Origin of the sequence: Streptomyces sp. NPDC051563, from assembly GCF_044454225.1 — a bacterium.
GTDB lineage: Bacteria > Actinomycetota > Actinomycetes > Streptomycetales > Streptomycetaceae > Streptomyces.
Map to the genome: position 1 here is coordinate 1 of NZ_JBITDL010000018.1, position 19,404 is coordinate 19,404.

The window sequence follows — 19,404 nt, forward strand, 5'->3', positions numbered from 1 at the left end:
GAATCCGTTGCCCGCGCGGTGGTGACCGTGCGCGAGGACCAGCCCGGAGACAAGCGCATCGTCGCCTACGTGACCCGGGCAACCAGCGACGGAGGGGTGGACGAGCTCTCCGATGCTCAGCGGGTCGAGGACTGGAAGGCGATCCAGGACCGGCACTACGGGAGCGAAGCGGCGGCCGAGGACGACTTCGCCGGATGGGCCAGCAGCTACGACGGTCAGAGGATCCCGACCGAGCAGATGGAGCAGTGGTGTGACGAGACCGTCGGACGCGTCCTGAAGCTCGCCCCGAAGCGGGTCTTCGAGATCGGCGTCGGCAGCGGCCTCATTCTGAAGAAGGTGGCTCCGCACTGCGAGTCCTACTGGGGCGCGGACCTTTCGGCCGAGGTCATCGGCAGCCTGGGCCGACGCGTGGCCGAAGAGGCGGGCCTTTCCGACAGGGTTCGCCTGCTCAGCCGGCCTGCGGACGATTTCGACGGCATCCCCCAGGGATATTTCGACGTCATCGTCATCAACTCGGTGATCCAATACTTCCCGAGCGGCGAGTACCTGAAGCAGGTGCTGCTCAAGGCTGTGGAGCACCTGGCGCCGGGCGGAACCGTGTTCGTCGGTGACGTGCGGAATCTGAAACTGCTCGAATGCTTCCATGCGGCGGTTTCCATGAGGGGAATCGACTCGGGCCCAGGCGGCATCGAGCACGCCGCGGCAGCGAAGCGCAGCGCGGAAATGGAGCAGGAGCTTCTTGTCGACCCCGACTTCTTCTCTGCGCTCACTGCGGGCGTCGGCGAGCTGTCATCGCATCGCGTCATGCTCAAGGAGCAAGACGCGAAGAACGAACTCTCCCTCTACCGGTATGACGTCGCGCTCTGCAAGGTCGGCGGCCGGGAGCCGGCGCCGCACGAGGTCCGGGTGCTCGCCTGGGGAACGGAGGTGCATGGCCTCGAGGAGGCGGCTGATCTCCTCAAGCGTGGCCGACCGGACGCCTTCCGCCTGACGGGTCTGCCGAATGCCAGGCTGGAGGCTGATCTCCGCGTGCTACTCGCGCTGAACAACGAGATCGTGCCGGACCTCTGGGCCACCGAGGCGGTCGATCCGGGGCGGATCTGCACCATCGCCAGGAGCAACGGGTATCGCGCTTCCCTCGACTGGTCGCGGGAGTCCCCCTACGCCTTCGACGCGACCCTTGTCCCCGAAGGCTTCGATGAATTCGGTGGCGTCGCGCGCACCGGTGGAGAGTGGGCTGCCGGATCCGGTTCCAGTTCCGGTTCCGAGAGCTTCTTCAATGCGCCGAACGCTTCCCGATCGGACGTCTTGAACACCGAGGCGCTGATCCGCCGCGTGCAGGAATCCCTGCCCGAGTACATGGTCCCGTCGGCGGTCGTGGTACTGGACGAGTTTCCGTTGACGTCCAACGGGAAGCTGGACCGTTCGGCACTGCCGGCCCCGGAAGCGCGTCGGCTGGTCTCCCACCGGTCTGCCCGGACTCCCCTGGAGAAGACTCTGAGCGGTCTGTTCGCCGAGGTACTCGGGCTGGACGAGGTCGGGATCGATGACGGGTTCTTCGAGCTGGGAGGCCATTCGCTCCTCGCGACCCGCCTGGTCAGCATGATCCGCGCGGCCCTCGGAGTGGAGATACCGCTTGCCGCCATCTTCGATGCTCCTCGGGTATCCGACATCGCGGCGAAGGTGAGTGTCGCGGAAAAGGCCCGACCGGCACTGCGCCGCATGCCCCGGAAGTGAGAACAAAAATGCACCCCTTGTCGTTCGCACAACGCCGCCTGTGGTTTCTTGACCGACTGGACGGGCCGAACTCCGCATACAACCTTCCGGCAGCGTTCCGGCTGTCGGGCACTCTGAACACGGTCGCGTTGCGGGAAGCCCTCGGTGATGTCGTCTCTCGTCACGAGGCGCTGCGGACCGTCTTCCCCGAGGTGGCAGGAGAGCCATACCAGCAGATCCTGGATGCCGGCTCGGTCCAGGTCGGGCTCGACGTCCACAACGTCACAGAGGCGGAGGTGGAGGAGCGGGTCGGACGGGCCGTACAGGAAACCTTCGATCTGGGGACGGACATTCCGTTCCGCGCCTCCCTCTTCGTAGTGTGCCCGGACGAGTGCGTGCTGGTCCTGGTGATGCATCACATCGCCTGTGACGGCTGGTCGATGGGGCCGCTTGCGCAGGATCTCCTGGCGGCGTACGAGGCGCGTTGCGCCGGTCTCGCTCCGTCGTGGGCCGCGCTGACGACGCAGTACGTGGACTACACGCTGTGGCAGCAGGACGTCCTGGGAGACGCGGACGACCCGGCGAGCAACTGTTCCCGGCAACTCGCCTACTGGACACGGGCGCTCGATGGTGTGCCGGACGTACTGGAGCTCCCCACGGTTCGTCCGCGGCCGGCGGTGGCGAGCCACCAAGGTGATGCCGTGACCTTCCGGTGCGGGCCGGAACTGCACGGCAGACTGATGGATCTGGCGCGGGAAACCCAGTCCACCCTGTTCATGGTGGTACAGGCGGCCCTCTCCGGTCTGCTGACCCGGCTGGGGGCGGGGACGGACATCCCCCTCGGCTCGGCCATCGCGGGCCGCACGGACGAGGCGCTCGACGATCTGGTCGGATTCTTCGTCAACACGTTGGTGCTGCGCACCGACACCTCGGGGGACCCGAGCTTCCGTGAACTCCTGCGGCGGGTGAAGGACGTTGACCTGGCGGCGTACGCACACCAGGAACTCCCCTTTGAGAAGCTCGTCGAAGCGCTCAACCCGAGGCGTTCCATGGCGCGGCACCCGCTGTTCCAGGTCATGCTGGCGTTCGACAACAACTCCCAGGCCACCTGGAAGCTGTCCGGTGTCCAGGTGACCGAGATGCCGGTGCGACTCGGGGCCGAGAAGTTCGACCTCAGTTTCTCCCTGAGTGATGTCGGGGGCGAGCTGATGGGACTGCTCAGCTACGCGACGGACCTGTTCGACCGTCAGTCGGCCGAGGCGATCGCGGCGCGGCTGGTGCACTTCCTCGAGGCGGTGGCCGCAGATCCGGACCTGCCCATGGGGCAGGTCGACATCCTGTCGGCGGAGGAGAGCCGGCGGCTCCTGGTGGAGTCGAACGACTCGGCGTGCGAGGTTCCGGAGGGGTCTCTGGCCGAGCTGTTCGAGGAACAGGCCGCCCGGACTCCGGATGCCGTCGCGGTGGTGTTCGAGCACCTGGAGGTCAGCTATGCGGAGTTGAACGGGCGGGCGAACCGGTTGGCCCACTACCTGATCGGGCAGGGAGTCGGGCCCGAGCAGCTGGTGGGGATGGCAGTGCCCCGGTCCGTCGAGATGGTGGTCGCCATCCTGGGCATCCTGAAGGCGGGAGGCGCCTATCTCCCGATCGACACGGATTATCCAGCGGATCGCATCGACTTCATTCTCCGCGACGCACGGCCGAAGCTGGTCATAGGCTGCGAAGGCGTCGGTGACTCCTTCGTTCCCGACGCGACGACGGGGGTTGCCAGGATTGACATCAACACCCCGGATTTCGCCGGAATGCTGGATGAACTCCCTTCGGGAAATCCGGCAAGGGATCACGACGCCCACATCGCCTGCCGATTGAACCCCGTGTACGCGATATACACTTCCGGGTCGACCGGGAAACCCAAGGGTGTCCTGACCCCGAACGGGTCACTTGTCAGCTCTCTAAGCGCCATGCAGAGGAAGCTCGGGCTGCGGCCCGGTGACCGGTTCCTCGCGATCTCCAGTGTCTCCTTCGACACGTCGGCTCTGGAGATGTACCTGCCGTTGCTCGTGGGTGCCGCGATGGTGATCGCGACCAGGGAGGACGCGAAGGATCCGGAGGCCGTGGCGTCGCTCATCGACCGAGCTCACGTCACCCTCGTCCAGGGGACCCCGCCGTGGTGGCAGTCGCTCGTGGACAGCGGAGTCCGCTGGAAGCAGGACATCAGGGCGCTGGTGGGCGGAGAGGCGCTTTCCGATCTCCTCGGCCGGCAGCTGTGCGACATCGCCGGGTCCGTCCTGAACGTCTACGGGCCGACCGAGACGACCATCTGGACAACGACGAGCCAGGTGTCCGACGGGTCAAGGGTGCCACCGATCGGTCAGCCGATTCCGAACGCGCGGGTCTACGTTCTCGACGCCTTGCTGCAGCCCGTGCCGGTTGGAGTGGTGGGCGAGTTGTACATCGCGGGTGCCGGTGTCGCACGTGGCTACGTGAACGGTTCGCAAGCCACCGCCCAACGATTCGTGGCGGATCCGTTCGGGGCGGCGGGGTCGCGGATGTACCGCTCGGGTGACCTGGTGCGCTGGAACGGTGACGGTGACCTGGAGTACGTCGGACGGGCGGATCACCAGGTCAAGGTGCGTGGTTTCCGGATCGAGCTGGGCGAGATCGAGGCTGTGCTGACCAGCCACGACTCCGTCGCACGTGCTGTGGTGGTGGTACGTGAGGACCAGCCGGGGGACAAGCGCATCGTCGCCTACGTGACCCCCAGCGCCGGGACGAACGTGGTGGACGGCCGCCTGCTGCGCAAGTACTGCGGTCAGACAGTGCCGGAATACATGGTGCCGGCCGTTGTCGTCGTGCTTGACGGACTTCCGCTCACGCCGAACGGGAAGGTGGACCGCAAGGCTCTTCCACTTCCTGCCCAGGAACGCGACCGGGCAGGGCGTTCGCCGCGGAACCCGGAGGAGGAGTCGCTGTGCCGGCTGTTCGCGGAAGTACTCGGACTGGAATCGGTCGGAACCGATGACGACTTCTTCGATCTAGGTGGCCACTCGCTGCTGGCCATCCGGCTGATGTCCCAGGCCCGTTCGAGGCTCGGGGTCGACTGGGGCATTCGGGAACTGTTCCAGCACCCGACGCCGAGCGGACTGGCAGCGTTGATCGAATCAGGAGAACAGCAGCATGCTCCGGCTCCGGCGGAGCAGCACGGCGGTCACCTGGACACGGTGCTCTGTCTGCGTGCCCAGGGCGACCGGACCCCGCTCTTCTGTGTCGCTCCGGCGATGGGACTCGGCTGGTCGTTCGCCAACTTGTTGCCGCGCCTGGCAGGACGACCGGTGTACACCCTGCAGGACCCCGCGCTCACCGACGGGAACCAGCTGGCACAGAGCATCGAAGACATCGCCGCGGAGTACCTTCGACGCATTCGAGAGATCCAGCCGCACGGTCCCTATCTCCTGTTGGGCCGCTCCTTCGGCGGTCTGGCCGCCTTCGAGATGGCGGTGCAGCTCGAACGTCAGGGTGAATCGGTAGGACTGCTCGGACTGCTCGACGCGCTGCAGATCGCACCCGTCGGCGCGCCGGACCCCGGGCGGGCCGAGGCCATCGAGCAGGAGTCGCTGCGCGTGCTGTGGCGCGAGGGACGGCCCGGTGAGCCCTATCCGACCTCCGGCGCGCTGGGTCGTGCGCAGACGGTCGCCGGCGTGTACAAGGCCGACGGCCCGATGCACGGGTTGAGTGAGCAGACGCTCAACCGCCTGGTCGACGTGTGCGCCAACAGCATCGAGCGGTCCGTCACCTACCACCCCGAGGAATACCCGGGCCGGCTCCACTTCTTCGCGGCCGCCGCGGACCCGAACAGCCTCCCCGCGGCCGCGAAGGTGGAGATGTGGCAGCGCTGCGCGTCCGACGTCGTCCTTCACGAAGTGCACTGCGGGCACAGCGAAGTACTGAAGCCCGGTCCCGCGGCCGTCATCGCCGACGAGCTCTCCCGCGTACTCGCTGAGCTCGGACTCTGATTCCCCACTACACAGGAGAACATCATGACGAATCCGTTTGAAAACCCGGACGGCCAGTACTCCGCGCTGGTCAACGACGAAGGGCAGTATTCGCTCTGGCCTTCGTTCGCTCCGGTCCCGGAAGGCTGGTCGATCGCGCGGGGCCCGGCACCTCGCGAGGAGTGCCTCGAGTTCATAGGCGAGACGTGGACCGATATGAGGCCGGCCAGCCTTGTGCGTGCGATGGCCGGGGAGCCGAGTTCGGCACGTTGAATTCTCCTCTGTGGCAGGCAGGGGCGCAGGTGCACCTGCCTGCCGCGAACCCGTGCCGTCCATGCTGCAATAGTTGAATGAAATGTGATGCCTGCCTATGAAGCGCGTCGTCAAGGATTCCTTTTCCGGTCTCCCCCGAGAATTCTGGTGGCTGTGGACTGCCACACTCATCAATAGCCTCGGAGGATTCGTCGGAATCTTTCTTGCGCTCTACCTCACGAGTGGCCTAGGTTATTCTGCGAGCTTCGCGGGCCTTGTGGGGTCGCTTTACGGCGGTGGGGCCGTCGTCGCTTCGATTCTCGGCGGATATCTGACCGACCGGATCGGACGTACGCGCACCATCCTGGTCGCTCAGCTGACGACCAGCGTGTCCACCCTCGTGCTGGGGTTCGCCGAAAGTGCCGTGATGATCGCCGCCATGGCTTTCGTGGTGGGAGTGTCGGGTGCGGCATCACGCCCGGCGATCGGGGCGACGATCGCGGATCTGACGGAAGGCCCCGAACGGCAGAAGGCGTTTTCTCTGAACTATTGGGCGGGGAACCTGGGGTTCGGCGTTTCCGCAGCCGTCGTGGGTATCGTGGCTCGGCACGGATACCTTGCCCTCTTCGTCGTCGAGGCCATGGCCACGTTTGTCTGCGCGATCCTCGTGTACACGAGGATCCCGGAGACGGCCGTCAAGCGAAACCATGAACACATGGATAATTCTGGCTTCTTTGCGGGATATGCTTCCGTGTGCAAGGACTGGACCTTCATGGGGATCGTGGGAATGACGTTCCTCATGGCTCTACTGTTCCAGCAGGCTGCGACCGCACTGCCGATCACCATGGGCATCAAGGGTTTCTCGAGTGCGGACTACGGAATGGTCATCAGCCTGAACGGGTTCATGATCGTCATTCTCCAGGTGTTGCTCTCCAGGGCAGTGAAGTCCATGAGCCCGAGGCGGGTCCTTGCTGCCTCGGCGCTTCTCTGCGGGTACGGTCTCGCGATCATAGTGGGCGCCAGTTCGCTGCCCTTCTATTTCTTGGCAGTAGCCATTTGGACTTTGGGTGAGATAGTCTTCGCCCCGGTGATCATGAGCCTCATTGCGCAGCTCTCGTCGGATGCGACGCGAGGGCGATATCAGGGGATGTATCAGCTTGCCTTCTCTGGCGCCGCACTCGTGGCCCCTATTTCCGCTGGATATGTGATCGACCACTTCGGGGTCAACGCAATCTGGATTATCTGCGGAATGGTGGGTACGGTGGCGGCAATTGGATACACGGTGCTGGGGCGCGCTGCGGAGGAGCGATTGAGCGGATCTGCTGACCTCGTAGCCGCAGTGACGCACTGACCAAGTGGGCATGAATTGCCTCACCATTCTGAGCGACCTCTTCGCCGGACAACCCTGGACGATGCCGACAGCCGGCTGACCTGAGAAGGCGAAATTGCGCAACAAAGAGCATTTTGATTTCCCTGTGGAACGGGGGCGGGCATGACGACGCGGTGTCTGCACGAGACGTTCGAGGAGCGGGCCGCAGCCGCCCCGGAGGCGCTTGCGGTGGTTTCCGGCAGTGAAGAACTGACCTATGGCGAACTGGACGCGCGTGCGGACCGGATGGCGCAGCTCCTCGTGGACGCGGGGGTGCGGCGGGGTTCCCTGGTGGGCATTCACCTGGAGCGCGGGGCGCAGATGGTCGTTGCCATCCTCGCCACGCTGAAGGCCGGCGCGGGTTACGCGATGCTGGACCCTGAGTTCCCCGTGCACCGTCTGCGGGACATGGCCGAGGACGTGGCGCCCGTCGTCGTGATCGCCGACAGCGAGTCGGACGTGGACCGGCTGGGTACCTCGGCGGGCTTCGTCCGCATGGCCGGGGACGCTGGCCGGCCATTGACGCGGGGAGTCGTGGGTGCCGGGCCCGAGGACATCGCCTGCGTCATCTTCACCTCCGGATCCACCGGTCGGCCGAAGGGCGTCGCCGCCCCGCACAGGGCGGTGGTCGGCACCATCCTGGGCCAGAGCTATACGCGGTTCGGCCCCGACACGGTCTGGCTTCAGTGCGCGCCCGTCTCCTGGGACGCCTTCGCCCTGGAGCTCTGGGGCCCCCTGCTGACCGGCGGCACCTGCGTGTTCCACCCGGGCAGGCCCAACCCCATCCTGATGGAACGCCTCGTGGCCGAACACGGCATCACCACGATGAACCTCCCGACCGTCCTCTTCCACGTGATCATGGAGGAGTACCCGGAGGCTCTGGAGGGACTGACGAACCTGCTCGTCGGCGGTGAGGCACTCTCGCCCGAGCACGCCGCCCGGGTGGTGAGCGAATTCCCGGAGCTGCGTTTCGTCAACGGATACGGACCAGTGGAGTGCATGGTCTTCGTGACCACGCACCTCGTCACCGCGCAGCACTCGGCACTGGGCTCGGTGCCGATCGGATGCAACCTGGTCGGCAAGGACATCTACGTACTCGACGAACAGCTGCGCCCGGTGGCCGAGGGGGAGGTCGGTGAGCTGTACGCCTCGGGGGGCGGACTGGCCCACGGCTATCTGGGCAGGCCCGGGATGACCGCCGAGCGGTTCGTGGCCGATCCGTTCGCGGCGCCAGGTGGGCGCATGTACCGCACCGGCGACTTTGTGCGCTGGCACGCCGAAGGGCCGCTGGAATTCATCGGCCGGGTGGACGGACAGGTGAAAATACGCGGAATACGCGTCGATTTCACTGAGGTTGAATCCGTTCTGGAGAAGCATTCCGCAGTCAAGAAGGCTGTGGTCGTAGCCACGGAAGAGCGGCCGGAAGACCGGCGGTTGGTCGCCTATCTGACGGTCCGTGCGGAGCAGGGCGGCGAACTCGCACAGCCGGACCTGCGCACCTATGCGGCGGAAAAGATGCCCGATTTCATGCTTCCACACCGGTTTGTAATTTTGGACTCGTTCCCCGTGACGCATAACGGGAAAGTTGATCGCATGGCCCTGCTCAAGTCAAAGGCAGATGGCTCACTCGGAGGTGGAAAGAAATGCTGATTCTGGGTTTCAAGGAAGGTCATGACGGCGCGGTCGCCGCGATCGAGGACGGCCGGCTCCTCTTTTCCCTGGAGGCCGAGAAGGACTCGTTCCCCCGGTACGACCGGCTGACGGCCGACGTCCTCCTCCGGGCGACGGAGAAGCTCGGGCGGATCCCCGACGCGCTCGCGGTGGGCGGCTGGGTGAAGGGGACGTTCTCCTCGGAACCCCAGACCCGCACCGGCTACTTCGGTGTGGGGCCGGGATCGGTCACCGATGAGGCGGGCAAGTTCTTCGGCCAGGACGTGAAGATCTTCTCTTCCACGCATGAGCGTTCGCACATCATGACCGCGCTCGGTCTCTCGCACTTCCCGGCCGGACAGCCCTTCTACTGCCTGGTGTGGGAAGGCAACATCGGATCGTTCTACCTGATCGACGAGCACGGCAAGGTCACCCACCTCCGGCACGTGCTGTCCGACCCGGGGAACAAGTACGCCTACCTGTTCGCGCTGGCAGACCCGAAGTTCACGGCGAACAAGGGCGTACTCCGGCTCCAGGACGCCGGCAAGCAGATGGCCCTGACGGGCTTCGCGCAGCCCGGCGCCCTGACCAAGGACGAGAAGAAGCTCATCGACTTCCTCCTGGAGCAGGACCAGATCATCACGAATCTGGGGAAGGACGAGCTGACCTGGAGCCCCTTCCACAACATCGGGGTGGACTCGCAGGAGTACCGCAACCTGGCCCTGAAGATGTCGGACGCGATCTTCAACCGCTTCTACGAGTACGCGAAGGCGGAGCTCACCGAGGGCTACCCGCTGCTGATCTCGGGTGGCTGCGCGCTCAACTGCGAGTGGAACCGGCGCTGGCGGGAGTGCGGGCTCTTCCCCGAGGTCTTCGTGCCGCCGTGCCCGAACGACAGCGGTTCGGCGCTGGGAACGGCGATCGACGCCCAACTGCACTACACCGGTTCGGCCACCGTCTCCTGGGACGTCTACGCCGGCGAGGAGTTCGTCGAGGACGCCGCCTTCTCGCCCGAGGACTACGAGGTCAAGCCGCTGGACTTCGGCGAGGTGGCAGGGTTCCTGGCAGCCGGCAACATCATCGGCTGGGCGCAGGGCCGTTGGGAGATGGGCCCGCGCGCGCTCGGTAACCGTTCGATCCTGGCCGCGCCGTTCACCGATGGGACGACCACCCGTCTCAACCGGATCAAACAGCGGGAGGGGTACCGGCCGATCGCCCCGATCTGCCTGGAGTCCGACGCCGCGAACTGGTTCACCGGCTCGATCCCGGACCCCCACATGCTCTATTTCAGCCACGTGAACTCGGATTCCCTGAAGGCCGTCAGCCACGTCGACGGCACGGCGCGCGCGCAGACGGTGACGCCGGCGCAGAACCCGGAGATGGCAAGCTTGCTGACGGCCTTCCGTGACATCACCGGATTCAGCGTCCTGTGCAACACCTCGCTCAATTACTCCGGACGCGGCTTCATCAACCGGACCAGCGACCTGATCGAGTACGGCGAGGAGCACGGCCTGGACGGTTACGTCGTCGGCAACACGTTCGCCGTGCGGCGCAGCCCGCGCGTCTGATACAGAACTACAAGGAGAGCGATCTCATCGTGCAGCAAACCTTTGAACTCACTGGCACCCGGATGGATTCGGACTTCTTCCGCTTCGAAGAGCGCAATGAATTCGACCCCGAGTTGGTGATGGACGTCCTGCAGGGACGCCGGCTGGGCGTGATCTTCCGCGACGTGATACCCGAGGACGCGAGGAAGGAGTCGGTGGCCCGGTTCTGGAACAGCCCCGGGCTGCTGCGTCGCGACGGGGAGCCCTCGTACTGCATCGGCTCCTACCACTGGAACAAGTCGACCGACGAGTACCTCGAGGATGCCGCGAAGACGGCTGATGCGGTGCTCGACGTGCTCGACGTGCCGAACTCGCCCTGGCACTCGTTCAGGTCGGCGATGTCGCAGGAGCTCGCCCGGCACGGTGCGGACATCCGCATCGCCGAGCACGAGGGCGAGCAGGCCTGCGCCGCGCTGATCCGCGCATGGGACAAGGAGGGCAGCTTCGCCCTCGACCCCCACGAGGACGAGGCACAGTGCAAGGAACCGCGGCAGGCCGGCTTCGAGATTCAGCGCGCCGCCGACCACGAGGTCTGCGCCGTCAACATGTGTGTCGAGCAGGGTGAGGGAGGCCGCCTCGTCATTTGGAACATCCGCCCCGACGACGACAGCCGGCGGGCCCTGGGAATCGAGCACACGGGGTTTTCCTACCCGGCGGACGCTCTTGAAGACATCGACGTCGTACACCTCGATGTCCGCAGCGGGGACGTCTACGTGTTCAACGGGCGACACGTCCACGCCGTCGACGCCTGTACGGGGAACCGGACGAACGTGTCGTTCCTCATGGGATTCGTCGACGAGCGCACCGTCGTCAGCTGGACGTAAGTACCGGAGGGCGTGGCCGAGAGGTGTCCCGTAAAGGTCGGCCCGACCTCTCGCGCGGCGGGACAACCCCCTGGTCAGGGACCACGACTCTCCCGTGCCAGTAGCGCGGGGCAAAGCAACTGGAGGAACACAGAAGTGATCGTCTGCGGATTGAAGCTGACCCATGACGGAGCCGTCGCGCTCGTCGACGGCGACGAGCTGATCTTCAGTGTCGAGATGGAGAAGCTGAACAACGGGGCCCGCTACAGCCAGATCGGTGATCTGTCGGTGGTGGTCCGCTTGCTGGGTGACTTCGGCTACCGGGTCGAGGACGTGGACCAATGGGTCATCGACGGCTGGGACGGTGACAAGGTCGGTCACGTCAGTCTGCTCGACCACGGATCTCCGGTCGACCTGGAACTGGCGCCCTACCGCGAGACCGAGCAGGTGCCGGACGTTTTCGAACCCGGCCTGTCCGGCACCTTTCCCCTCGCGGGCGAGCCCCTGCCCTTCACCAGTTACGTCCACATCGCCGGGCACATCTCGAGTGCCTACTGCACCAGCCCGTTCGCAGAGCGGGGTGAGCCCTCGTTCGTCCTCGTCTGGGACGGTGGGCTCTTCCCGCGCCTGTACTCGGTCGATCCCGTATCGGGAGTCGAGAACGGCGGTGAGCTCTTCCCGCTGATCGGCCACACATACGCCACTGCCGCCCACCATTTCGGCCCGTTCCGGCGAACCGACGAATCGAGCACTGTCGACGACCTCTCGGTCGCCGGCAAGCTGATGGCCTACATAGCGCTCGGCACCCCCCGGCCGGAGGTGATCGATCTGCTGCGGACGTGCATGAACGAGCACTTTGAAGCCGACAATGAGAACACGGCCGTCTTCCGCGCCGAAGTCGGCGGATTCGGCAGCAACTCCGAGCCGTCCCTGCGCTACGTGCACGCCTTCTTCCGCGACGTCCGCAATCGCATCCCGAGTGACGTCCCGGACGCGGACGTTCTCGCCAGCGTGCACCAGTTCCTCGAGGACGTGCTGGTCGAGCGACTGGCCGCCAAGGTGTTGTCCTGGAAGGGCGAGGGCCCTTGGAACCTGTCCTTCGTGGGAGGCTGCGCCCTCAACATCAAGTGGAACAGCGCCCTGCGGCGCATGGACCTCTTCCGGGACGTGTGGGTTCCCCCCTTCCCCAACGACTCAGGCTCGGCCATCGGAGCTGCGGCGCTCGGCATGATCAGCGCCGCGGGCATCAAGCCGATCCGGTGGAACCCCCGCCTGGGGCCGGCCCTCGCCCCCGCGCCGCAGACGCCCGAGGGCTGGCAGGCCCGTCCGTGCAGTCCGGAGGATCTCGCTGAAATCCTCCATTCCACGGGGTGTCCCGTGGTCGTCCTGAACGGCCGAGCCGAACTCGGCCCCCGATCGCTGGGTGGCCGCAGCATCCTCGCCGCCCCCTTGCAGGAGTCCACCAAGGAAGTGCTGAACGAGGTCAAGGGACGCGAGAGCTATCGTCCGGTCGCGCCGATCTGCCTCGAAGAGCACGCACCGGAGATCTTCTCTCCGGGTTCCCCGGATCCCCACATGCTCTTCGACCATGTCGTGCGCCCGGCCTGGCGGGACCGGATCCCCGCGGTTCTGCACCTGGACTCCACGGCCCGCCTGCAGACCGTCGGCCCGGACGACGACGCCACACTGCGCGCCATTCTGGCCGCCTACCACAGCCTGAGCGGTGTCCCGGTGCTGTGCAACACCAGCGCCAACTTCAATGGGACCGGATTCTTCCCCGATGTCGCGTCGGCTCTCGCCTGGGGCAGGGTCGACCGCGTATGGAGCGAAGGCACCCTCTACACCCGGGCCACCAGCCAATGAGTCCGCACGGCCCCGTAAGGAATTCAGGAGTGCCCCGATGATGCGCACCATGTTCAAGTCGAAGATCCACCGCGCCACCGTGACCCAGGCCGATCTGCACTACGTGGGATCGGTGACCATCGACGTGGCCCTGCTCGAAGCGGCTGACCTGCTGCCCGGCGAGCTGGTCCACATCGTCGACATCACCAACGGCGCCCGCCTGGAGACGTACGTCATCGAGGGCGAGCGCGGGTCCGGAGTGATCGGGATCAACGGGGCCGCCGCCCATCTGGTCCATCCCGGTGACCTGGTGATCGTCATCAGCTACGCGCAGGTCGCCGACGCCGAGGCGCGGATGCTGCAGCCGAAGGTCGTCCACGTCGACGGTGACAACCGCATCGTTGCGCTGGGCGCGGACCCGTCCGAGCCGGTGCCCGGCTCGGACCAGGAGTGCAGCCCGCAGGCGGTCGGGGCCTGAGCGGTCACCCGCCCACACACCCGGGAGATTCGGAACGGGCGCGCACGTGGCAGGAACCACGGGCGCGCCCGTTCCGTGTGGACGGCGGTGCCGCCGCGGTGTCAGAGCGCTTCGGGCGGTGCGTCCCTGTCCGCCTCGACCAGGACGTCGACGGGCCGCACGTACCCGGTGCGGGAGTCTTCGCCGTCCAGCCGGATCCGTGCGTCGCGTCCGGCGCCCACGTCCAGCAGCCCGCAGTCCATCCGGGCCGCGATCGTGCCATGACTTCGGGGGCCGTCGCCGTCGAGGGCAAGGACGCGGCGGCCGGGGGCGCGCAGGGCCACGCCCAGGGCGATGCTCGAGGCACAGCCCGTTGAGCCGACGACGTAAAGGTTCTCGGGGCGGTCGAAGTCGCGTTGCAGTTCGCGCGCGGTTTTGCTTGCGGTGGCGACGGCGAGGCTGCGCAGGTACATGGCACTGACGATGTGTCCGATGGCCTCGGCGCGTCGCATCAGGCGCTGGCCGGGGGTGCCGTCCGGTGCGGCCACGTACTGAGCGATGGCGCCCTTCGGAACGACGAACACGTACGTTGGCACGGTGGCGGCCATGTGAGCCTCGGCCGCTTCGAGGAGCTCGGCCAGCCCGGCCGGATCATCGGGGAGCACCTCGTGCGCGATCTCCATGCCGGCGAGGACCTCGCCGCCGGTGGCGACCGCGATCGGATGACGAGCAGGGTGCCGATTGTGCGGCTACCCCGGGTTGCCGCGCACTGGGGTGGTACGGCGCCCAGTTCACGTCTGCAGGCCTTGCTGAAGGTTTTCGGCAGCTCGGCCACGCTCCACAACTCGATCCACAGTTCGGCCGATAGCGGTACAGGTGCAGATGAAGCTGTGGCCGTCGACCTGGACCGGATCGCCCTTTCGCCGCCACTCACGTCCGTCACTGAGGTCCGGGCCCGTGGGGGCCAGACCCGCATGGCTTGAACTAATAGTGATGTGTTGGCCAAAAATGGCTTCGATGTGGTGGATTCGCGTGGACCGTCCATAATCCGGCGAATCGATCTCCGCACCTCAAGTGTTCCTCAGATGGGAGCGGCCTTGCTTGACTCGATCTGCTTCCCCAATGAGGATCTTGGAGTCCGGAGATGGGTTGCACTTCGCAGACCAGTCGTTTGCACCTCCTTCGCGGCGCAGGGATCTACAGGGGGAATGGCGTGAAGTTCCAAGTGCTCGGACCGGTCGAGATCGAGACGCCGGACGGGGCTCAGGTGTCGCCGAGGGCGCTCAAGGTCCGCTCGCTACTGGCCTATCTCTGTGCGCACCACGGCGAAACCGTGTCCTCCGGTCGGCTCATCGAAGCCCTCTGGTCAGGCACTCCTCCACAGACCGCCTCCACTGCGCTGCACGTCTACGTGTCCAAGCTGCGCAAGCACCTCCAGGGCCTGGACCTCGACGCGGCCTCCCTCATCACCACGCAGCCGCCCGGGTACCGGCTTCGGCTGGTCGGGTGCGAGCTCGACGTGTGCGAGTTCGACCGTTTGCTTGCGAAAGGTCGCGAATTCAGCGAATCCGGTGATCGGGCAAAGGCTTCGGAAACCCTCGACCGGGCCATTTCGCTGTGGCGCGGACCGGCCCTCGAAGACCTGCGCGGTATCCCCGCATTCGAATCCCTGGGTCGGCGGCTGGACGAGCGGCGCTCCTTCGCCCGTGAGCAGCGGTTTGAGCTCGAACTGGAACTCGGGAATCACAAGGCCCTCGTCGGCGAGATCTACTCCCTGCTCGACGACCGTTCGACGTGGGAGAACATCTACGGCTACCTGATGGTCGCCCTCTACCGCAGCGGCCGGACCGCCGAGGCGCTGGCGACGTACGGCCGGGTCCGGCGGAACCTGGTCGAGGACCACGGGATCGAGCCCGCCCCGCGCCTCCAGCGGCTCCAGCACGCGATCTTGACCCACGACCCGTCCCTGGACGACTGTGGCGCGGATCGGTTGGTCGGCGTCGTGGTCGCGTGAGGTCCGTCGGCCGGTTGAACGGGCCTGCCACGGATCGCGGCGCTCCGTTCCGCGACTGCCGGATCAACCACTGCCCGTGATGAGGACCTAGAGGTGGAATCAGTGAACTCCCTTTCCACCGCATCCTGGTGGACGTCGCTGCGCGGCCGGGCGGCGACCGGAGTGGCCGACGCGGCCCGGGTGCGTCTCCTGGTGTTCCCGCACTCCGGGGCTGGCCCCAACACCCTGCTCCCCCTCGTCGAGGGACTGCCCGCGTACGTGGAAGTGCTCGGTCTGTCGCTGCCCGGCCGGGAGCGCCGCTTCGGCGAGACCCCCGGCTGCCGGCTCGACCAGGTTCTGGACTCCGTCTCCGACGAGGTACTCGTGCGGGACCCGCTGCCCACGGTGGTCTTCGGGCACAGCCTCGGCGCGCTCCTGGCCACCCGCGTTGGAGGCCTCCTCGGCCCGCAGTGCCGGGCCGCAGTCGTCAGCGGCCAGATGCCCGGACGGTCCCGGCGCCCCGCCCACGCGACCACCACCGACGAGGACGCCGTCCGGCTGCTGCTGCTGGAGAGCGGCGGCACGCCGGCGTGGCTCTTGCAGGATCCGGTCATGCTGGAGCACATCACATGCGCCCTGCGGGCGGACATCGCCCTCAGCCGGGAAGCCGCCGTAGGGTTTGAGGACGTACGGCTCGACGCGCCCCTGTACGTGTTGGGCGGAACGTCGGATCCGCTGGTCCCGCATGAGCCCCTGGACGGCTGGGCGAGCCACACCACCGGCGAGTGCCGGGTGCGCCGGTTCGACGGAGACCACTTCTTTCTCCTGGCGCAGGAACACCGCTTCGAGGTCGCCGACATCCTGCGCCAGGCCCTCGTCGTGGAGTTCTGAGACCTACCTCACTGGCTCTTCACCGTTGCCGCATAGATGTCCACGTATTCCTGGCCGGACAGGGCGGATATCTCCTGTGTGATCCGGTTTGTCACCGCTCGGCGCGCCCGGCGGTCGGACTCGCGTCCGGCGTGTTCGGGGAAAGTCATGGGGGCGCCGAAGTGCACGTCGAAGCGTGAGACGTAGAGCCGTTTGGCTCCGGCCGGGTGCACCCGCTCCGTGCCGGCGAGGCCGCACGGGATGACCGGTGCGCCGCTGCGCAGCGCAATCCATGCCGTGCCGGTGTTCCCCTTGTAGAGACGGCCGTCGGGTGACCGGGTGCCCTCGATGTGGACGCCGACCCCGTGCCCCTCGCGGATGACGCGCAGAGAAGTCTCCAGGCCGGCCATGGTCCCGGAGCCGCTGGTGCTGTCGACGGTGATCATCCCGACGGCGCGGAAGAACATGCCCTGGAGCCGGCCCTTCAGGCCGGGCATGTCGAGCCATCCCTGCTTGCCGACGAAGTACAGGTGCCGCGGGGTGAGCAGGGCGATGAATATGGAGTCGAAGAACGACAAGTGGTTGGCCGCGATGATGAAGGGGCCGGACTTCGGCAGGTTTTCGGTACCGCTGACACGGGGTCGCAGGATGAGATTGAGCGGAATGAGGAGAAGCCGCCTCAGCAGCATCCGGAGCATGTTCAGGTCTCCATCTTTGGAATTGGTTGGGGGGTTGGTCGTGCGGTCAGGCGGGCGAAAGCATCGCTTTAGCGGGAAGCGATCCGCCGGTTGTTACGCTGCTGCGCGTTCATTGCCAGGATTCAGAGACGAGGATGTTGTGCCCCAACCCGCCGAACTTGCTTCCGTCCGTGCCTTCGTCGAGCGCGAACTCGTCGACTTCGGGGCGGAGCCCGACGCGATCACGGACGAGGCCAGGCTGGGTGAGCTGGAGATAGATTCGCTCGGTGTCGTTGAACTCACCGCGTCGATCAGGCGCGAGTTCGCCGTCGACGTCCCCCTCGAAGCGCTGACCAAGGACGTCACGGTCGCCGGGATCGTTGCCCTGATCCGTGCGGAACGCCTGCCTACGCCGTGAACACCGGGGCGTAGCGCCGTCGTTCCCACGGATACGCCGGCAGGTCCAGGACCCGCCGCGGCAGGTCCCCGAAGCCGGGTGCCACACCCGTTGGGACCTCCTCGACCTCCGGCGGGGTGAGCCCTTGCGCGACCGCGGTCAGTGCGGCCGCCGCTCGGTGCCGGTCGGGCGCCTCGACGCGAATACGGGTGGCCAGCGCCGAGCGGCCGTGCGTGACGGTGTAGGCGAAGGCGGCGTACTCCTCGTCCGCCAGCTCGGCCAGTCGGCCGGCCAGTCGCGCCGCGTAGGCCCGCAGCGCGGCCGGGGTCCGCGCCGACACCTCGAAGCCGGTGACCGCCGGGGCGGCCGTGGCCGTGGCCGCGGTGGCAGACGGCTGCGGATCGGCGGCGCCCAGCACCACGTGCGCGTTGGTACCGCTCATGCCGAAGGAGCTGACGCCCGCGTAAGCACCGGCGCCGGCCGGCCAGGGTTCCAGCTCGGTGGGGATACGGAAGCCCGTGCCCGAGAGGTCGATGCGCGGATTGAGCGTGGTGAAGTGCGGTACCGGCGGGATCGCCCGGTGCCGCAGGCTCAGCATGGTCTTGAGCATGCCGAGTACGCCCGCGGCCGACTCGGCGTGGCCCAGATTGGCCTTGGCGGACCCGAGCAGAACAGGAGCTCCGCCGCCGGGCCGCCCCAGGGCCGCCGCCAGCGCCTCCACCTCGATCGGATCGCCCAGCGAGGTGCCCGTCCCGTGCGCCTCCACATGGCCGATGTCGGCCGGACCGAGGCCCGCCTCCGCGAGCGCCCGCTCGACGAGCCGGGTCTGAGCCAGCACATTGGGCGCGGTGAAGCCCGAGGCACGGCCGTCGTGGTTGACGGCGGAGCCGTGGATCACGGAGTGCACCCGGTCGCCGTCGCGCACGGCGTCCGCAAGGCGCTTGAGGACCACGATGCCGCACCCTTCGGAGCGGGTGAAGCCGTTGGCCCGTGCGTCGAAGGGGCGGCACACCCCGTCCGGGGAGAGGGAGCCCGTACGCGCGGCGAGCGCGGTCGCCCGCGGTGACAGCACGAGGTTCACCCCGCCCGCCACGGCGATGTCGCACTCCCCGCCTCGCAGTGCCTGACGGGCCAGGTGGACCGTCACCAGCGAGGAGGAACACGCCGTGTCCACGGCCATGGCCGGACCGGTGAGGCCCAGCGTGTGCGCGAGCCGCCCGGCCGAGAAGCAGTGCCCGTTGCCGGTCGCCCAGTACGAGTCGGGGCCGCCCGGCATCCACTCCCGGTAGTCCTGGCCCGTGATGCCCACGTACAAGCCGGTGACGGCCTCGGCCGCCCGGGCGGCCGGGATACCGGCGTCGTCCAGGGCCTCCCACGCCACTTCGAGCAGCATCCGGTGCTGCGGGTCCAGAGAGCGCCCCTCGCGGGGCGCGACGCCGAAGAACGGGCCGTCGAACTCCAGGACCTCGTCCAGGAATCCGCCCCGGTGCGGCACCTCGTCCCAGGCGTCCCCGAAGGGGTGGCGCCGGGACTCCGGGATCGGGCGCACCGCGTCTGCTCCCGCCGTCAGCGCCGACCAGTAGCCGTCGAGGTCGTCGATGCCGCCGGGGGCCCGCAGGCCCACGCCGACCACCGCGATCGGCTGCGCGCCCCGAAGGGCCGCCAGTTCCTCGCGCAGGGCGCGGATCGTCTCCATGGCCCGGCTGACCGGGGTGGCCCGGGCCGCGCCCGTCGCCGGAGCCGCCCCGCCCACCGCCTTGGTGCTGTGCTGCTGTTCCACTG

Annotated in this window: 15 protein-coding genes; 12 read left to right on the forward strand and 3 right to left on the reverse strand. The window is 67.1% G+C overall.

Annotated elements, in window-relative coordinates:
* From ACIA8F_RS21970 to panD, 9 genes are all read left to right on the forward strand, one after another.
* On the forward strand, window positions 1-1,737 hold a 1,737-nt coding region (locus ACIA8F_RS21970; RefSeq protein ID WP_399381022.1), incomplete at its 5' end, for a phosphopantetheine-binding protein.
* 17 nt (window positions 1,738-1,754) lie between these two features.
* Entirely contained in the window at window positions 1,755-5,726 is a 3,972-nt protein-coding gene (locus ACIA8F_RS21975) for an amino acid adenylation domain-containing protein (protein WP_399381024.1), read from the forward strand.
* Window positions 5,727-5,750: 24 nt separating this feature from the next.
* Window positions 5,751-5,978 (forward strand): MbtH family protein, encoded by a 228-nt coding sequence (locus tag ACIA8F_RS21980; RefSeq protein ID WP_399381025.1) that lies wholly within the window; start codon window positions 5,751-5,753, stop codon window positions 5,976-5,978.
* Between the two features lie 97 nt (window positions 5,979-6,075).
* A complete protein-coding gene (locus ACIA8F_RS21985) occupies window positions 6,076-7,308 on the forward strand; it encodes an MDR family MFS transporter (protein ID WP_399381027.1) in 1,233 nt (410 codons plus the stop codon).
* 141 nt (window positions 7,309-7,449) lie between these two features.
* A complete protein-coding gene (locus tag ACIA8F_RS21990; protein WP_399381029.1) occupies window positions 7,450-8,976 on the forward strand; it encodes an amino acid adenylation domain-containing protein in 1,527 nt (508 codons plus the stop codon).
* On the forward strand, window positions 8,970-10,544 hold the full coding sequence (locus tag ACIA8F_RS21995) for a carbamoyltransferase C-terminal domain-containing protein (protein WP_399381031.1): 1,575 nt from the start codon (window positions 8,970-8,972) through the stop codon (window positions 10,542-10,544). Before ACIA8F_RS21990 ends, ACIA8F_RS21995 begins: the two co-directional genes overlap by 7 nt.
* A 29-nt stretch (window positions 10,545-10,573) precedes the next feature.
* Window positions 10,574-11,407: a hypothetical protein gene (locus ACIA8F_RS22000; protein WP_399381032.1), complete on the forward strand. Its 834-nt coding sequence runs from the start codon at window positions 10,574-10,576 to the stop codon at window positions 11,405-11,407.
* Between the two features lie 150 nt (window positions 11,408-11,557).
* Window positions 11,558-13,249, forward strand: coding sequence for a carbamoyltransferase N-terminal domain-containing protein (locus ACIA8F_RS22005; protein WP_399381034.1), 1,692 nt, complete (start codon window positions 11,558-11,560; stop codon window positions 13,247-13,249).
* Between the two features lie 37 nt (window positions 13,250-13,286).
* Window positions 13,287-13,706, forward strand: coding sequence for an aspartate 1-decarboxylase (gene panD, locus ACIA8F_RS22010; RefSeq protein WP_399381035.1), 420 nt, complete (start codon window positions 13,287-13,289; stop codon window positions 13,704-13,706).
* Between the two features lie 101 nt (window positions 13,707-13,807).
* On the opposite strand, the gene ACIA8F_RS22015 is transcribed toward panD, so the two are convergent.
* Window positions 13,808-14,368 carry a hypothetical protein gene (locus tag ACIA8F_RS22015; protein ID WP_399381037.1) on the reverse strand — a complete coding sequence of 187 codons (561 nt, stop codon included), beginning with the start codon at window positions 14,366-14,368 and terminating at the stop codon, window positions 13,808-13,810.
* A 530-nt stretch (window positions 14,369-14,898) separates the two neighbouring features.
* Here ACIA8F_RS22015 and ACIA8F_RS22020 point away from each other — a divergent pair.
* A complete protein-coding gene (locus ACIA8F_RS22020) occupies window positions 14,899-15,699 on the forward strand; it encodes a BTAD domain-containing putative transcriptional regulator (RefSeq protein WP_399381039.1) in 801 nt (266 codons plus the stop codon).
* 102 nt (window positions 15,700-15,801) lie between these two features.
* Window positions 15,802-16,569, forward strand: coding sequence for a thioesterase II family protein (locus ACIA8F_RS22025; protein ID WP_399381040.1), 768 nt, complete (start codon window positions 15,802-15,804; stop codon window positions 16,567-16,569).
* Window positions 16,570-16,577: 8 nt separating this feature from the next.
* Here ACIA8F_RS22025 and ACIA8F_RS22030 read toward each other — a convergent pair whose 3' ends face one another.
* Window positions 16,578-17,246, reverse strand: coding sequence for a lysophospholipid acyltransferase family protein (locus tag ACIA8F_RS22030; RefSeq protein WP_399381042.1), 669 nt, complete (start codon window positions 17,244-17,246; stop codon window positions 16,578-16,580).
* 139 nt (window positions 17,247-17,385) lie between these two features.
* On the opposite strand from ACIA8F_RS22030, the gene ACIA8F_RS22035 reads away from it, so the two are divergent.
* Window positions 17,386-17,643, forward strand: coding sequence for an acyl carrier protein (locus ACIA8F_RS22035; RefSeq protein WP_399381044.1), 258 nt, complete (start codon window positions 17,386-17,388; stop codon window positions 17,641-17,643).
* Here ACIA8F_RS22035 and ACIA8F_RS22040 read toward each other — a convergent pair.
* On the reverse strand, window positions 17,633-19,402 hold the full coding sequence (locus ACIA8F_RS22040) for a polyketide synthase (protein ID WP_399381045.1): 1,770 nt from the start codon (window positions 19,400-19,402) through the stop codon (window positions 17,633-17,635). The genes ACIA8F_RS22035 and ACIA8F_RS22040 overlap by 11 nt on opposite strands.
* Window positions 19,403-19,404 lie beyond the last annotated feature (2 nt).

Coding starts and splice junctions, on each gene's coding strand:
- ACIA8F_RS21980 (WP_399381025.1), top strand. CDS start 5,751: ATGACGAATCCGTTTGAAAACCCGGACGGCCAGTACTCCGCGCTGGTC.
- ACIA8F_RS21985 (WP_399381027.1), top strand. CDS start 6,076: ATGAAGCGCGTCGTCAAGGATTCCTTTTCCGGTCTCCCCCGAGAATTC.
- panD (WP_399381035.1), top strand. CDS start 13,287: ATGATGCGCACCATGTTCAAGTCGAAGATCCACCGCGCCACCGTGACC.
- ACIA8F_RS22015 (WP_399381037.1), bottom strand. CDS start 14,368: ATGGAGATCGCGCACGAGGTGCTCCCCGATGATCCGGCCGGGCTGGCC.
- ACIA8F_RS22030 (WP_399381042.1), bottom strand. CDS start 17,246: ATGCTCCGGATGCTGCTGAGGCGGCTTCTCCTCATTCCGCTCAATCTC.
- ACIA8F_RS21995 (WP_399381031.1), top strand. CDS start 8,970: ATGCTGATTCTGGGTTTCAAGGAAGGTCATGACGGCGCGGTCGCCGCG.
- ACIA8F_RS21990 (WP_399381029.1), top strand. CDS start 7,450: ATGACGACGCGGTGTCTGCACGAGACGTTCGAGGAGCGGGCCGCAGCC.